Origin of the sequence: Streptomyces sp. G45 (genome assembly GCF_049542095.1) — a bacterium.
Taxonomy (GTDB): Bacteria; Actinomycetota; Actinomycetes; order Streptomycetales; family Streptomycetaceae; genus Streptomyces.
In genome coordinates, this window is sequence record NZ_JBMUZU010000001.1 from 7,891,998 (window position 1) to 7,907,388 (window position 15,391).

The following is a 15,391-nucleotide window of genomic DNA, read 5'->3' on the forward strand; positions in this document are numbered from 1 at the left end:
CCGCCGCGCTCACCCGCGCGGGGTACGCCGTACGCCCGCCCTCACGTCGTACGCCCGCCCTCACGTCGTACGCGAGAACAGCATCGCCACCGTGATCAGTCCCAGCACCACCCAGCCGAACCACAGCCAGCCGTTGCTGCCGAGCGCCACCGTGTAGGCGGTCACCATGACCAGACCTCCGATGGTGAACGCGCCCATCGTCTTCGTCGCACCCGGCATCGCCCTGCCTCCTCACGACAGACGGTCCGGGCGTCCGGATTCCGGAGCGCCGAGACCGTGGCCTCGGAGCCATCCTCACCCGGGAGCGGCCCCCGCCGCTAGCGCCCGCGCGCGGCCAGTGAGGCCAGATAGGCGTTGTACTCCTCCAGCTCCTTGTCCCCGTCGCGGGCGGCGGCGCGGTCCTTGCGGCGGCCTTCGCGCTGGTCGGAGCGGTACCACTGGAAGAGCAGGGCGATCAGGACGAGCACCGAGGGGATCTCGCTGAACGCCCAGGCGATGCCTCCGGCCGCCTGCTGGTCGGCGAGGGCCTCGACGCCCAGCGAGGCGGGCGGGTTCGCGTATGTGTCGATCATGGGCTCGGACGCCATCATCAGCGCGATGCCGAAGAACGCGTGGAACGGCATGCCCGCGAACAGCTCCAGCATCCGCATCAGGTGCCCGGGGCGGTGCGGGCCCGGGTCGACGCCCATGATCGGCCAGAAGAACACCAGGCCGACGGCGAGGAAGTGCACCATCATGCCGATGTGCCCGGCCTTGGAGCCCATGAGGGTGTCGAAGAGCGGCGTGAAGTACAGCGCGTACAGGCTCGCGATGAACATCGGGATCGTGAACGCCGGGTGCGTGATGATCCGCACGTACCGGCTGTGCAGCAGCGCGAGCAGCAGCTCGCGCGGGCCCTTGCGGCCCCGGCCCGCGACCGGCAGCGCCCGCAGCGCCAGCGTGATCGGCGCGCCGAGCAGCAGCAGGATCGGCGACAGCATGCTGATGATCATGTGCTGCACCATGTGCACGCTGAACAGGACCATGCCGTAGTCGTTCAGCTTGGTGCACATCACCAACAGGATCGTGAGCACGCCCACGACGAACGCCACCGTCCGGCCGACCGGCCAGGCGTCGCCGCGCCGCACGAGCCGCGCCACGCCCCAGCCGTACAGGCCGAGCGCCACCAGGCAGCTGACGAGGAAGAAGGGCTCGACGGACAGCTCAAGCCCACGTGCCAGCGTGAACGGCGGCAGATCCATGTTCATCCCATGGTCCATGCCGTGCATGCCGTGCCCGCCGTGATCCATCCGCTGGCTCCTGATTCCCGCTGGTCGTGCCGAGGGTGCGCGGTACTGATTCGTACAGTTTGTGCGCGGTGTGTCCGCACCAGAGTAGAACCGCCCCCGGCCGCGCTCGCGACCGGGGGCGGGATTCAGGACCGCGCGGGCGCGGCTACAGCACGCACTCCGCTTCCTCGTACCGCTCCACGGGCACCGTCTTCAGGGTCTCCACGGCCTCGGCGAGCGGCACCATCGCGATGTCCGTGCCGCGCAGCGCCGTCAGCTTGCCGAACTCACCGCGGTGCACCGCCTCCACGGCGTGCCAGCCGAAGCGGGTGGCGAGCACGCGGTCGTACGCCGTGGGGGTGCCGCCGCGCTGGACGTGGCCGAGGATCACCGGCCGGGCCTCCTTGCCGAGGCGCTGCTCCAGTTCGAGGGAGAGCTGCCGGGCGATGCCCGCGAACCGCTCGTGGCCGTAGACGTCCCTGCCGCCCTCGTCGAAGTCCATGGTGCCGGGGCGCGGCTTGGCGCCCTCCGCCGCGACGACGATGGCGAACTTCTTGCCTGCCGCGAACCGCTCGCCGACCCTGCGGGCCAGCTCCTCGATGTCGAAGGGCCGCTCGGGCACGACGATGGCGTGGGCGCCCGCGGCCATGCCGGAGTGCAGCGCGATCCAGCCCGTGTGCCGCCCCATGACCTCGACGATCAGGACCCGCTGATGCGACTCGGCGGTGGTCTTCAGCCGGTCGAGGGCCTCGGTGGCGACTCCCACGGCGGTGTCGAAGCCGAACGTGACGTCCGTGGCGGCGATGTCGTTGTCGATGGTCTTCGGTACGCCGACGATCGGCAGGCCCGCGTCGGACAGCAGCCGGGCCGCCTTCAGCGTGCCCTCGCCGCCGATGGGGATGACCGCGTCGAGGCCCAGGTCGGCGACGTGGCCCCGGGCGCGCTCGACGCCGTCACGCAGGTGCGCGGGCTGCACACGGGACGAGCCGAGGATGGTGCCGCCGCGCGCGAGGATGCCGCCGACCGCGTCCAGGTCGAGCTTGCGGTAGTCGCATGCGAGGAGGCCCTTCCAGCCGTCGTGGAAGCCGATGACCTCGTCGCCGTGGTCGACGACGGCGCGGTGGACGACGGAGCGGATGACGGCGTTGAGCCCGGGGCAGTCGCCGCCGGAGGTCAGGACGCCAAGGCGCATGGTGGGAAACCTTTGCAGTCGGGCGGTCCCGGACCCCGTCGTCCGGCTGGATCCCGGCCACCCTACCGGCGCGCCAGGGGCCCTCGCAGGCACCGCCCACCCACTGGACAGACGAACGCCGGACAGGCACATCAAGCCTGTCCGGCGCTTGAGGACGAGCGCGCGGCGCGATGAACCGCTAGGCGGGTTGCTGGGCGGCGGCGATCCGCTCCGCGCGCAGCGCGTCGTACCACCGGTCGTCGGTCGGCGGCAGCGCGTTCACGTCGAGGGCCAGCTTCAGCAGCAGGTCCGCGATGAGCGGGTTGCGGGCGAGGACCGGGCCGTGCATGTACGTGCCGAAGACCGTGCCGTTGTAGGCGCCTTCGGTGCCGTCGCCCGTGCCGTTGCCCTTGCCCAGGCGGACGCGGGCGAAGGGGCGGGCGTTCGGGCCGACGTGCGTGACGCCCTGGTGGTTCTCGAAGCCGGTCAGCTCGGGCAGGCCGAGCCGCGGGTCGATGTCCGCGAGGACGTCGCCGACGCAGCGCTCGCCCTCGCCGCGCACCGAGACCACGTCGAGCAGGCCGAGGCCGGGCTCGCGCTGGCCGAGGTCGTTGATGAACTCGTTGCCCAGGATCTGGTACCCGGCGCAGACCGAGAAGACGATCGCGCCGTTGCCGACGGCCCGCTGGAGGCCGCCGTCGCGGCGCAGCCGCTCGGCGGCGAGCCGCTGCGGCCGGTCCTCGCCGCCGCCGATCAGGTAGATGTCTCCGGAGGTGGGCACCGGCTGGTCGCTGCGCACGTCATAGCGCTCGACCTGGAGGCCGCGCTGGCGGGCGCGGCGCTCCACGACGAGGGCGTTGCCCTGGTCGCCGTAGGTGGACAGCAGGTCGGGGTAGACCCAGACCAGCCGCAGGCTGTTGTCGCTCATGCTCATTCGTCCTCAGTGGCGTTCGGCGCGGTCAGTTGCCCACGCGGCGGCGCAGGTCCTGGAAGGCGGTGTAGTTCGCGATGGTCTCGATGCGGCCGGGCGGGGCCAGCTGCACGGCCTCGTCCAGCGTCTCGCAGACGCGGAAGTCCAGGCCCGCGACCTCCAGGCGCACCGCGAGGTCCAGCTTGCGGTCGCCGAGCACGAAGATCGGGTGACCGGCGAGCCGGGTGTAGTCGACGTCCCAGAGCCAGGAGGTGTCGGTGCCGTCCGCGCCGCGGGCGTTCACCGAGAGGATCACCGGGGCCGGGGGGCCGTCGATGAGCGAAAACGTTTCGAGCCAGCCCGCCGGGTTCTTGGCGAGCAGCAGGCGCAGGTCACGGCCCTGGAACTGGACCACGTCGTAGCGGCCCGCGACGGCCTGCACCTGGTACATCCGCTCCAGGGCGACCTGCGGGGGCACGCCGAAGACGGCGGCGACGGCGGCCGACGAGGTGGCGTTGGCCTTGTTCGCCCGGCCGGGGAGCTGGAGGTGGATGGGCCAGGCCGAGCCGTGCGGGTCCAGGACGTGGTCGCCGGACAGGGCCCAGCTGGGCGTGGGGCGGCGGAAGCCGCACTCGCCGCAGTACCAGTCGTCGCCGGGGCGCTGCATGACGCCGCCGCAGGCCGGGCACGACCAGGCGTCGTCCTTCCAGGCCTGGCCCGCGGCCACCCACACCACGTTCGGCGAGGAGGAGGCCGCCCAGACCACCAGCGGGTCGTCGGCGTTGGCGATGATGACGGCCTTGCTGCCCGCGAGGCCCTCGCGCCACTTCTCGGCGAGCATGCGGGTCTCGGCGGCGCGGTCGAGCTGGTCGCGCGACAGGTTGAGCAGCGCGATGGCCTTGGGGTCGACGTCACGGGCGACGCCCGCCAGGTACTTCTCGTCGACCTCGATCACGCCGAACTTGGCGTCCGAGCCGCCCGCGAGGGCGGAGGTGATGCCCGCGGGCATGTTCGCCCCGAGGGCGTTGGACACGACCGGGCCGCTGGCGCGCAGCGCCTCGGCGATCAGGCGCGTGGTGGTGGTCTTGCCGTTGGTGGCCGAGACGAGGACCACGTCCAGGTGGGTCGCCAGTCGGCCGAGGAGCTCCGGGTCGAGTCTGAGCGCGACCTTGCCGCCGATCACCGAACCGCTGCCGCGGCCGGCCACGCGCGACACCGCCGCGGCCGCCTTGCCCGCCGTCACGGCCAGCTTGGCCCGCGCCGACAGCGACTCTGAGCTGCCAGGGTGTCCTGCCATCGTTCTGGGTCCTCCTTGCGTACGGCGCCGCGCCTGCCCGGCATCGTGTCGGGCCAGCCTATCGAGATCGACTGACAAGCCCGAATCGCACCACCATCCGGACCGTCCCCACTGCGAGGACCGTACTCTTGCCGACATGCGACACGGCTCGATCCCGGGCGCCTCAGGGCGCGTACGACCCCTGACCCTGCTCGGCGCTCCGGTGCTGCACGCGCCGTGCGCGGAGGTGACGGACTTCGGGCTGGACCTGGGGCGGCTCGTGGAGGACATGTTCGCCACGATGTACGCGGCGCAGGGCTGGGGCCTGGCCGCGAACCAGATCGGCGTGGGCCTGAGGGTGTTCGTGTACGACTGCCCGGACGACGAGGACGTGCGGCACCTGGGGCACGTGGTGAACCCGCGGGTGGTCGACCTCGACGGCGTGACCGTGCGCGGGCCCGAGGGGTGTCTGTCCCTGCCGGGCCTTGAGGCGGCGACGCCGCGGTACGACCACGCGGTCGTCGAGGGCGTCACGGTGAAGGGCGACCCGGTGCGGGTGCACGGCACCGGGTACTTCGCGCGCTGCCTCCAGCACGAGAGCGACCACCTCGACGGCGGGGTGTACACCGACCACGTCACCGGGTGGCGCCGCCGCCGCGTCCTGCGGCAAGTGGCGCGAGCGCGGTGGTCCTGACGGACGGTCCCGAAGGGGGTCGGATGGGGCTGCGCCCCTTTCCCCGCTCTGTTGGCGCTTCGCGCCTCGTCCTCAAACGCCGGACGGGCTGAGAGCTAGAAGCCGGGGCCGCCCACCCTGTTGCCCGCCGCGGCCAGGCGGCCCCACAGGAGGTCGGCGAGGCTGCGTACCAACTGGGCGCGGGAGCAGGGGCGTTCGCCGAGCCACCAGTCGCCCGCCGCGTGCATCATGCCGACGATGCCGTGGCCCCAGACGCGGGCCAGCTCGGCGCTCTGCGGGCCGAGGTCGACCCGCTCCTCGATGACCTCCGCCAGCTCCTCGCCCATCCGCCGCAGCAGCGGAGCGGAGTGCAGACCCACCTCGAAGCGGCCGTCGCCGCCGGGGTCCGCGGCGGAGCCCGCCTCCGCCGGGTGCATCAGGAAGCGGTAGACCTGCGGCCGGGCCTCGATGGCCGCCAGGTAGGTGTCGAGGGTCGCCTCCACGCGCTCCCTGCGCTCGGCGGGCGCGTCCAGGGCGGCTCGCAGCGAGGCGAGCAGCGCGTCCGTGTGCCGCTTGGCGAGGGCCGCGTACAGGCCGCCCTTGTCGCCGAAGTGCCGGTACAGGATCGGCTTGGTGATGCCCGCCTCCGCGGCGATGGCGTTCATCGAGGCGCCGGGTCCGTCGCGGAGCACGACCCGGTCGGCCGCCTCAAGGAGTTCGCGCCGTCGTTGCTCGGCGGACCGTTCCTTGTCGGTCCGCTGCGTGGTCTCCATTGTGGTGTTCTCTCCGCCCGTGCGATGGCCTGCGCACGCGCAACGTAACACTCGCGCCGGGGCGCCCATCGAACGGGCTGCCGGGAGTTGACATGGCCTACCGGCCGGTAACAGACTCCAGTTACCGGTAGTAACGTAGCAGGGTTCCGCAGTCCTGGAGGGGTCATGGCCGAGTTCACCATGGAGCTGAACGACGAGCAGAAGGAGGTCAGGGACTGGCTCCACGGGTTCGCCGCCGACGTGATCCGGCCCGCGGCCGCCGAGTGGGACGAGCGCGAGGAGACGCCCTGGCCGGTCATCCAGGAGGCCGCCAAGGTCGGCATCTACTCCCTGGACTTCTACGCCCAGCAGTACTTCGACCCCACGGGCCTCGGCATCCCCATGGCCATGGAGGAGCTGTTCTGGGGGGACGCGGGGATAGCCCTGTCCATCGTCGGCACCGGCCTCGCCGCCGTCGGCGTCCTCGCCAACGGCACCGACGAACAGATCGGCACCTGGATCCCGCAGATGTACGGCGACGCGGACGACGTGAAGGTCGCCGCCTTCTGCTCCTCCGAGCCGGACGCGGGCTCCGACGTCGCCTCCATGCGCACCCGCGCGGTCTACGACGAGGCCAAGGACGAGTGGGTCCTCAACGGCACCAAGACCTGGGCGACCAACGGCGGCATCGCGAACGTCCACGTCGTCGTCGCGGTCGTCGACCCCGAGCTGGGCTCCAAGGGCCACGCCTCCTTCATCGTGCCGCCGAACACCCCCGGCCTGTCCCAGGGCCAGAAGTTCAAGAAGCACGGCATCCGCGCCTCGCACACCGCCGAGGTCGTCCTGGAGGACGTGCGCGTCCCCGGCTCCTGCCTGCTCGGCGGCAAGGAGAAGCTGGACGAGCGCCTGGCCCGCGCCCGGGAGCGGGCGAAGAGCGGCGGCGAGCGGGTGAAGAACGCCGCCATGGCCACCTTCGAGGCGTCCCGCCCGGCGGTCGGCGCGATGGCGGTGGGCACGGCCCGCGCCGCGTACGAGGAGGCCCTGGAGTACGCCAGGACGCGCGAGCAGTTCGGCCGCCCCATCATCGACAACCAGGGCGTGGCCTTCCAGCTCGCCGACATGCGCACGCAGATCGACGCGGCGCGCCTGCTGGTGTGGCGGGCCTCCTGGATGGCGGTCACGGGCAAGAAGTTCGAGAACGCCGAGGGCTCGATGTCCAAGCTGTTCGCGAGCGAGACCGCCAAGAAGGTCACCGCCCAGGCCATCCAGATCCTCGGCGGCAACGGCTACACGCGCGAGTACCCGGTGGAGCGCATGCACCGGGACGCCGCGATCTACACGATCTTCGAGGGCACGAGCGAGATCCAGCGCCTGGTGATCGCGCGCACCCTGTCGGGGATGCCGATCCGCTGACGCGGTCCGCCGCGGGTCCCCTTCCCGCCGGTGCGCTGATACGCGTGAGGGGCCAGGGGGCGACGTGCCCGGAACGCCCCCTGGTTGACGTCATGTGCATGCCCTTACGGTGGGCGCGTCGCCGTCCTGCCGAGGAGTGCCCATGCGCGTCCGACCCATGACCTGGCTGCTCTCCGCCCTCGCCACCGCCGCCGCGGTCACCGCCACCGCGCTCGCCGTCCCGCAGGGAGGCGATCGGAGCCCCGACGACCGGACCGCCCCCGCGGCGCGGGACGCCCGCGCCGCGGGCAAGGCGAAGCCCGACGCGCACGACGTGGTGCTGGCCGTGCACGGCGGCGCCGGGACCGCGCTCGACCGGGACAAGACGAGCCCGGAGCGCGAGAAGGCCTACCGGGACGGGCTCACCCGCGCCCTGCGGGCCGGGCAGAAGGTCCTCGACAAGGGCGGATCCAGCCTGGACGCCGTGCAGGCGGCCGTCGTGGAACTGGAGGACGACCCGCTGTTCAACGCGGGCAAGGGCGCCGTGTTCACCGCCGACGCGGGCCATGAGCTGGACGCGTCGATCATGCGCGGCTCGGACCTCAAGGCGGGCGCGGTGGCGGGCGTGAAGAGCCTGCGCAACCCCATCGCGGGCGCCCGCGCCGTCATGGACAAGTCCCAGCACGTGCTGCTCGCGGGCGAGGGCGCCGACGACTTCGGCGCCCGGCAGGGCCTGAAGACCGTCACACAGGACTACTACTGGACCCAGGCCCGCTGGGACGCCCTGATGGCCGCCAAGGCCGCCGAGAAGGGCGACAAGAAGGCCGCGCGGTCCTCGGCCGCCCTCGCCGACGCGCAGTCCAAGGGCACCGTCGGCGCCGTCGCCGTGGACCGGCGGCGCGACCTCGCGGCGGCCACCTCGACCGGCGGCATGACCAACAAGCTGCCCGGCCGGGTCGGGGACTCGCCCCTCATCGGCTCGGGCACGTACGCCAAGAACGGCACGGTCGCCGCGAGCGCCACCGGCACCGGCGAGGTGTTCATCCGGGGCGCGGCCACCTCGACGATCTCCAACCTGGTGGAGTTCAAGGGCGCCGACGTGGCGAAGGCCGCGTACGAGGTGGTCGTCAAGCGGCTTCCGGCGCTCGGCGGCGACGGGGGAGTGATCGCGCTCGCCCCGAACGGCGACTTCGACGCCCCGCACAGCAGCCCCGGGATGCTGCACGGCTATCTGACGAAGGGCGGCCAGGTCGTCACGAAGATCTTCCCGGACGAGACCCCGCCGAACAGCTAGCCGCCCCCGTCGACCCCTTCCCGCCGCGTCGGCGGTACGGACTGTGCCGACGCGGCGGTCAGGCTCCCGCGCCGCTCCGGCCGTCCGGGCGGAACGTGTACGGCGTCGTCGTACTCAGCTGGGTGAAGCCGAGGCGCGCGAGGATGGGGCGGCTCTGGTCGGAGGCGTCGACCTGGAGGTAGCGCACCCCGCGCTCCGCGGCGATCCGCGCGCGGTAGGCGATCAGCGAGCGGTAGATGCCCCGGCCCCGCCAGTGCTCCACCGTGCCGCCGCCCCACAGGCCCGCGAACTCCGTGCCCGGCAGCAGCTCAAGGCGCGCCGAGCTGACCGGCTCGTCGCCCGCCATGGCGACCACCGCCGCCACCGTGTCCGGCGCCTCGGTCACCAGGCGCAGCACCTGGCGGCCGAGGGCGGTGCCGTCCGTGCCGAAGGCCGCCTCGTGTACCGCTGTCATGAGCCGTACGCCCTCCTCGTCCGTCACGGGGACGAGCCGGACGCCCTCGGGCGGCTCGGGGGCCTGGGGCAGGTCGGCGACGTCGGCGACCATCATGGCCTCGTCGGAGTCGGGCACGAGCCCGGCGGCGCGCAGCCGCTCGGGCAGGTCGTGCGGCAGGTCGTGGGAGTACGCCTTCCACTCGAACTCCCGGCCCAGGGCGGCGAAGTACGCCACCTGCGCGGCGATGGCCGCGTCGGCCGTGGTCGCGTCGAGGTCCGACCAGAGCACGCCGTTCCAGTCGTCGTCGTTCGCGCCGACGCGGCGCACGACCCCGTCCACCCGCTCGATGCGGGCCCCCGGGCCGCCCGGATCCGAACTCTGACGTATCTGCCGGTCATAAGCCGTGAGTACCGCTGCTTGATCCATGCGGTCACTTCAGCAGGGCGGACGGGGTGGGGCAATCGGATTTCCGGGGGCGCCAGGTGGCGCGGCCCGTGTCAGGGGCGGCGCGGCCCCCGCCGAGGGAGCGGGCGGGGGTCGGCGCGGCGGGCTTCCGGTCGCCGGGAGCCCGCCGGGGCGCTCAGGCGTGCCAGCGGCAGCGCAGGGCCGCGGTGGCGAAGCCGGGGCCGAACGCGACCGTGTAGCCGCGGGCGCCGTCCGCGGGCGGGTCGCCGTGGGTGCGCTCCAGGACCCGCAGGATGCTCACGCCGCCGATGTTGCCCTCGTGCGCGAGGGTCTGCGTGGAGTGCCGCGCGTCGTGGTCACCGAGGCCGAGGGCCGCCGCGGTGTCCGCGATGATGCGGGGGCTTCCGGGGTGGATGACGGCGAACTCGGGGCGGTCGTCGCCGACCCAGTCCGTGAGCTGCGGCAGCACGTCCGCCGCGGCAGACAGCGCTTTCTTCGTGGACACGAAGTGGATGCCGTCGGTGTCGATCATGCCCGCCTGGCGCTCGATGCTGTGCGGCAGGACGTACTCGAAGGTGTCCTCGATGACCAGGCCGGGGCCGAGGGGTTCGCTGGTCACGACGGTCGCGGCGGCCGCGTCGCCGAACAGCGCCTTGTAGATCATCGACTCGATGCTGGTGTCCACGTGGTGGTAGATGCCCGACAGGGCCTCACCGGCGACGACCAGGACCTTGCTGCCGGGCCGCGCGGCGACCAGGTCGGCGGCGCGGATCAACGCCTGGGTGCCGCCGGGGCAGGCCACCGTGGTCAGGGCCACCCGCCGCACCGTGGGCCGCAGGCCGAGCCGCTCGATCAGGTTGATGTCGAGGTTCGGGATGCTCCAGCTCGTGGTGTGGGTGGTCACGACGGCGTCGATGTCCGGGGCGTCGAGCCCGGCGGCGTCCAGGGCCGCGGCGGCGGCGCGCTCGGCCATGGCGAGGACGTCGGCGAACACCACGCGGGTGCGGTCCTCGATGCCCGCGCCGCCGGAGACGGTGGGCGCGCCGAGGGGCCGGGTGAAGTAGCGGGTCTGGACGCCGCAGTTGCCCACGACGCGCAGGAACGCGCGCAGCCGGGGGTGGTCGGGATGGTGGGCGCGGATGTCTTCGGCTATCTCCGCTGTCGTGACCTTGTGGTCGCCCACGACGGTCAGCGGTCTGAGCACATGTGCTGGCATGGAAACGGCTCCCACGGGCGCAGTCGGATGTGGGGATGTGGAGTCAACGTACTGCACCACATCGAACATGCGTCCTGTCGTGGCGCTCCCGCCCCCGCCGTCCCCGCCGCCGTGTGAGCAGGGCGAACGCCCGCGTCCCCGCCGCGCGGGGGCACGGCGGGGACGCGGGCGGACGGGCCGGGGGAGGGCCGCCGGAAGGAGGCGGGCCCTCAGGAGGAGCGGAGCATGGGCGCCCGTGGGTGCGAGCGCTGCGTGCCCTCGTGGAAGACGAGCAGCATCAGGCGCGCCCCGGGGGCCGTCAGGGGCTGGGCCGCGCACATCGTGACCCAGCCGGGGCCCTTCTCCGCGTGCATGAGCGGGCGCTCGTCGCCGTCGGGGTGGGGGTAGGGGCGGCCCGCGCCGTAGAGCGGGGCGGTCTCGGGGTCGGCGAGGACCTCCTTCTCGATCTGGCGCAGGGTCTCGTCCTCGGGCCGGGAGGCGAGGGCGCCGCGGAGCTGGGGGAGCACCATCGGCGCCCAGGAGGTGTGCCAGTCCAGGAGGTGCTCGCGGCCGACCGGGTCGAGGACCATCCACCGCATCACGTTCGACGGCACCTGGCCGTCCGGGAACATCCGCGTGAAGGCCTCGTTGTACGCGAGCACGTCCCAGGACGCGTCGGTGACGTACGCCATGTGCCGGACGCCGTCGACGGCCTCCTGCCACACCCCGGGGACCTCCTTGCCGGACGACAGGTGCAGCGGTCCGGGCGGATCCTGGAGCAGGGCGTAGCGGCACAGGGAGACCCACTCCTGCTCGTTGAGGCCGAACAGGCGGGCCACGTCGCGCAGGAGGGAGGTCGGGGGGTTCGGGTAGTTGCCGGACTCGAGGCGGTGGTACGTGCCGAGGGTGCGATGGAGGAGCTGGTCCACCTGGTGCTGGGACAGGCCCGGGGCGCGTCTGCCCTGCCCCGTCGACCGGACGAACCCGTGCGATTCGGGGGCGATGAGGGCGCGTCGTTCGCGGAGCAGAGCGCGCAGCGCCGTCTTGTTCATGGTGGGTAATCCCTCTTCGTACACGCCGAGTTGAGCGTCAGCAGTCTAAATATTCGCATCTTCTTTGGGCATAAACATTGCCTGAAGAAAACGATCAGTCGGTGCGGCATCATGGAGTACGCGAGGCCACCGACCTGCGGGTTTGATCGTCGGTGGGCTCGTGGGCACAACTCAGGGGCATCTTGTCCGAGGAGCCGGAGAATGGCTGAAATTCCTCGTCACGGGATACCCCCTAGGCCTACGGGGTCGTAGTCGGGGAGTGCGTGGGACCGGTTGTTCGTATTCCGATCTGTGTGGTCGGAAACTGAGCAGTGTGTACCTGCGTGGCTGTTACTGCCCGGTTCGGTTCCTGGGTTCACTGGCTGCGGCCGGTGCCGTCACTCGCCATTACGTAGCGGCCACGGTACCGGCCGCCCGTGTTGTTCCGGGCGGTCGCTGTGGCCGGTAGGCGCTCAAGAGGCCCGAGCCGGTGCCCGGGGGCCGCCGTCCGCCTCGTCGGTCGCGCGCACCTGGCGTTCCGCCTCGGCCAGGATCTCCGTCACCCGCAGCCCGAAGCGCGCGTCGCACGCGTGCGGCTTCCCGTCGCGCGCCGCGGCCACGAGCGCGTGGACCGCTGACCGAAACGCGACGCCCGAGTCACCCCACCCTCCCTCCCCGGTCACCGGCGGCGTGACCGTGCCGTTCGCGCCGCGGAACTCCAGCGTGACGCCCGACGCCGCCTCGGGCGCGCGCAGTGTGAGGGTCGCCGTGCTGGACGCTCCGTCGGCGTGCCGCAGCACCAGGTGGACCGTGTCGGCGGGGCCCGGCGCCGCCGTGACCGACGTGATCCGGCCGAGCACCGCCGTCAGGACGGACAGGGCGTGCGGCCCCACGTCCCACAGCCCGCCCTTGGCCGCCCGCCACGGCGAGTCGAACAGGCCGCTGCCGTCGGCCGCGAAGAAGGACCCGTACCAGTCGGCGCGGCCGGTGAACCAGGGGCCGCTCGCGGCCTGTTTCGCCAGCCAGTCGGCGGTGGGCGGGGCGAACCGCAGGGTGAAGAACACCACGGACGCCACTCCCGCCCGCTCCGCCTCCGCGGCCACGGCGCGCGCCGCGTCCGCGGTCGTCGCCACCGGCTTGTCGAGCAGCAGATGGCAGCCCGCCGCCGCGGCCCGCACCGCCAGCGGCGCCTGCACGTCCGGCGGCACCGCGAACGCCACGGCGTCGCTCGCCGCGAAGAGGGCGTCCACGTCCTCGTACGCCGTGGTGGCGTGCGCGGCCGCGAGTTCGGCGGCCGCCAGGGGCGGCGGCCCCAGATGCCGGAAAGCTCGGCGGCGGGGTGCGCGGCGAGCACCGGCGCGTGCGTCGCCGCCGCCCATGGACCCGTTCCGATCAAACCCACGCGAAATCTGCTCATGAGCGCAGTATGGCGGAGCGCTGTGTGACCACCTATGGGCCGGTCGGCGCTTGTCGAACGGCACTTCTCGGCCGCCGCTGGCCGGAGATCGCGTTCTACGGTGTAGAGGAAACCAATAAAGGTCCGGACCTTGGCGGCGCGAATCCTCACGCGCCGTCCGGTGAACGTTCACGGGATCGGCTCATGGGGGGCGGTCAAGCCCCCTTGCTTTCTCGACGGCCCGTCAACTCGCGTTAGTCGAATGGCAATTAGCGGACGGGGTGAATTGGCATTCACTCGGGTGCCGACTCGGCCATGACTCGGTTGCCGGGGGAATGTGCCGGGGAAACATACGGACCGTCCGCGTCCGGCGGAGAGTTCCCGACATCCACCGTTTCGACTGGTATCTGTCCGATTGCCGCATCCGGCCCGATCCCGGCCTCGCTCCGGCCGGTCCGGTCCCGGCCCCGACCTGGCTCCGGTCCGGTCCCGGCCCCGGCCCCGCTCCGGTCCGGTCCGGTCCCGGGCTGATCCCGGCCCGGCTCCGACTCCGGCCCCGGTCGTGGCGCGCTCGTGGCCGCGCGGCCCCCGTCGCCCTACGCTCGTTCCTGGCCGTCGAACTGGGCGGCCAGGGACGGAAAGTGACGCCATGACCAGCTCGACCTCGCATCCGCCGACGCCGTGCGCGCCGGGCTCCGCGCGCCGCGACGCCGAGGCCACCAAGGCCGCCATCGTGCGCGCCGCCCGCCACCTCCTGGCACGGCACGCGCACGCCGACATCACCTTGAAAGCGGTGGCCGAACGCGCCGGTGTGAGCCCGCCGTTGGTCCTGAAGTACTTCGGCAGCAAGGACGCGCTGTTCACGCAGATCATGTCCTTCGAGGCCGACGCCGCCGCCGTCCTCGACGCGCCCCTGGAGGGGCTCGGCCGCCACATGGTCAGCCATCTGCTCACCAGCCAGGCCGAACAGGGCGCCGACCCCCTGCTGCGCATCGTCTTCGCGCCACTGCACCGCGAGCACGGCTTCGTCCTGCGCGCCAACTTCCGTACGCAGGTGGTGCGCAGGCTCGGCGAGCGTCTGCCGGGGCCGGACGCGGGCCTGCGCGCCGAGCTGGCCGTGGGCATGCTGCTCGGGCTCGGCGTGATGTACGGCATCGCGCGCGGGCCGCATCTGCGGGCCACGGCGATCACCGAGATCACCGACCGGTACGCACCCGCCGTCCAGTCCTGCCTGACGCCCGAGTGACACCCGCCCCGGCGGCGTCCGGCACCCGGTCCGACTCCCGGGCCGCCGCCCGGCCGCCCCGGTGCACCACGGCGACCGCCGCGAGCCCGAGCGCGAGGCCCACCGCCGTCCGGACGCCGAACGGCTCGTCGAACATCGCCGCGCCCCACACCGCCGTCACCGGGGCCATCAGGAACATCAGGGCGTTGACCCGGGCGACGCCGCCGCGCCGCAGGACCAGCCAGTAGAGCCCGTACCCCCCGAAGGTGGAGAAGCCGACGAGCCAGGCGACCGCCGTCCAGAACGCGGCGTCGGCGGGCGGCGTCGCCCCGCCCACGGCCAGCGCGAGGCCACCGAAGACGACCGCACTGGTGGCGCAGTGCACGGTCAGCGAGACCAGCGGCGGCACGGCGTCGCGCGCGCGGCGGTCCAGGAACGTCGCCGCCACCAGCGACAGCATGCCGAGGAACGGCACCGCGTACGCCCACCAGGGTGCGGTGGTGCCCGCGCCCGCGTCGGCCGTGGTGACGAGCGCGACCCCGGCGAGACCCAGCGCGAGGCCGAGCCACTGCGTCCGGGAGACGTACTGCCCGAGCAGCGGCCCGGCGAGCGCGCCCGCCACCAGCGGCTGGACGCCGTCGATCAGCGCCGTGGTGCCGCTGGAGACGCCCAGCTGGATCGCGTAGTACACCGTCAGGAGGTAGCCGCTCTGGGAGAGCGCGCCGACGGCGGCCTGCCGTCCCAGCGCGCGGGCCGTCAGGCCCCGCCAGCTCCTCCGGTACGCGGTCGCGGCGAGCAGGGCGAGGACGGCGGCCAGCGGCAGGAACCGCCACATCAGGACCGTCACCGCGCCCGCGCTGCCCGCGCCGAGCTTGGCCCCGATGAAGCCGGAGCTCCAGGTGAGCACGAATCCGATCGAGAGCAGGACGTTCACGGCATGCCTCCCGGCCGCCGCGACCGGGGGCCG

Annotated in this window: 14 protein-coding genes and 1 pseudogene; 4 read left to right on the forward strand and 11 right to left on the reverse strand. The window is 72.8% G+C overall.

Going from position 1 to position 15,391, the window contains the following annotated elements:
- Window positions 1–60 precede the first annotated feature (60 nt).
- From ACOBQU_RS33600 to ACOBQU_RS33620, 5 genes are all read right to left on the reverse strand, one after another.
- Window positions 61–219: a hypothetical protein gene (locus ACOBQU_RS33600; RefSeq protein ID WP_423632432.1), complete on the reverse strand. Its 159-nt coding sequence runs from the start codon at window positions 217–219 to the stop codon at window positions 61–63.
- 98 nt (window positions 220–317) lie between these two features.
- The gene (locus ACOBQU_RS33605; protein WP_423632434.1) at window positions 318–1,289 is read right to left on the reverse strand and encodes a cytochrome c oxidase assembly protein; all 972 of its coding nucleotides are present in this window, start codon (window positions 1,287–1,289) and stop codon (window positions 318–320) included.
- 145 nt (window positions 1,290–1,434) lie between these two features.
- A complete protein-coding gene (locus ACOBQU_RS33610; RefSeq protein WP_423632436.1) occupies window positions 1,435–2,460 on the reverse strand; it encodes a 6-phosphofructokinase in 1,026 nt (341 codons plus the stop codon).
- A gap of 178 nt (window positions 2,461–2,638) precedes the next feature.
- Entirely contained in the window at window positions 2,639–3,367 is a 729-nt protein-coding gene (locus tag ACOBQU_RS33615; RefSeq protein WP_423632438.1) for a type 1 glutamine amidotransferase, read from the reverse strand.
- Window positions 3,368–3,398: 31 nt separating this feature from the next.
- Entirely contained in the window at window positions 3,399–4,646 is a 1,248-nt protein-coding gene (locus ACOBQU_RS33620) for a MurT ligase domain-containing protein (RefSeq protein ID WP_423632440.1), read from the reverse strand.
- 136 nt (window positions 4,647–4,782) lie between these two features.
- Here ACOBQU_RS33620 and def point away from each other — a divergent pair, with 136 nt between their 5' ends.
- Complete coding sequence (gene def, locus ACOBQU_RS33625) at window positions 4,783–5,319, forward strand: peptide deformylase (RefSeq protein WP_423632442.1); 537 nt, start codon at window positions 4,783–4,785, stop codon at window positions 5,317–5,319.
- Between the two features lie 95 nt (window positions 5,320–5,414).
- On the opposite strand, the gene ACOBQU_RS33630 is transcribed toward def, so the two are convergent.
- Entirely contained in the window at window positions 5,415–6,071 is a 657-nt protein-coding gene (locus ACOBQU_RS33630; RefSeq protein WP_423632443.1) for a TetR family transcriptional regulator, read from the reverse strand.
- A 165-nt stretch (window positions 6,072–6,236) separates the two neighbouring features.
- On the opposite strand from ACOBQU_RS33630, the gene ACOBQU_RS33635 reads away from it, so the two are divergent.
- Window positions 6,237–7,463, forward strand: coding sequence for an acyl-CoA dehydrogenase family protein (locus tag ACOBQU_RS33635; RefSeq protein ID WP_423632445.1), 1,227 nt, complete (start codon window positions 6,237–6,239; stop codon window positions 7,461–7,463).
- Between the two features lie 142 nt (window positions 7,464–7,605).
- Window positions 7,606–8,736, forward strand: a complete 1,131-nt coding sequence (locus tag ACOBQU_RS33640) for an isoaspartyl peptidase/L-asparaginase family protein (protein ID WP_423632447.1) — start codon at window positions 7,606–7,608, stop codon at window positions 8,734–8,736.
- Between the two features lie 58 nt (window positions 8,737–8,794).
- On the opposite strand, the gene ACOBQU_RS33645 is transcribed toward ACOBQU_RS33640, so the two are convergent.
- From ACOBQU_RS33645 to ACOBQU_RS33660, 4 genes and pseudogenes are all read right to left on the reverse strand, one after another.
- Window positions 8,795–9,598, reverse strand: coding sequence for a GNAT family N-acetyltransferase (locus tag ACOBQU_RS33645; protein ID WP_423632449.1), 804 nt, complete (start codon window positions 9,596–9,598; stop codon window positions 8,795–8,797).
- Between the two features lie 154 nt (window positions 9,599–9,752).
- Window positions 9,753–10,793, reverse strand: coding sequence for a PhlD (locus ACOBQU_RS33650; RefSeq protein WP_423632451.1), 1,041 nt, complete (start codon window positions 10,791–10,793; stop codon window positions 9,753–9,755).
- Window positions 10,794–11,002: 209 nt separating this feature from the next.
- Window positions 11,003–11,824: a helix-turn-helix domain-containing protein gene (locus tag ACOBQU_RS33655; RefSeq protein WP_423632453.1), complete on the reverse strand. Its 822-nt coding sequence runs from the start codon at window positions 11,822–11,824 to the stop codon at window positions 11,003–11,005.
- Between the two features lie 452 nt (window positions 11,825–12,276).
- Window positions 12,277–13,220 (reverse strand): annotated as a pseudogene (locus tag ACOBQU_RS33660) (Gfo/Idh/MocA family protein).
- Between the two features lie 628 nt (window positions 13,221–13,848).
- On the opposite strand from ACOBQU_RS33660, the gene ACOBQU_RS33665 reads away from it, so the two are divergent.
- Window positions 13,849–14,445 (forward strand): TetR family transcriptional regulator, encoded by a 597-nt coding sequence (locus tag ACOBQU_RS33665; protein WP_423632454.1) that lies wholly within the window; start codon window positions 13,849–13,851, stop codon window positions 14,443–14,445.
- Here the strand turns inward: ACOBQU_RS33665 and ACOBQU_RS33670 are convergent.
- Window positions 14,396–15,358: a DMT family transporter gene (locus ACOBQU_RS33670; RefSeq protein WP_423632456.1), complete on the reverse strand. Its 963-nt coding sequence runs from the start codon at window positions 15,356–15,358 to the stop codon at window positions 14,396–14,398. The genes ACOBQU_RS33665 and ACOBQU_RS33670 overlap by 50 nt on opposite strands.
- Window positions 15,359–15,391: the final 33 nt, after the last annotated feature.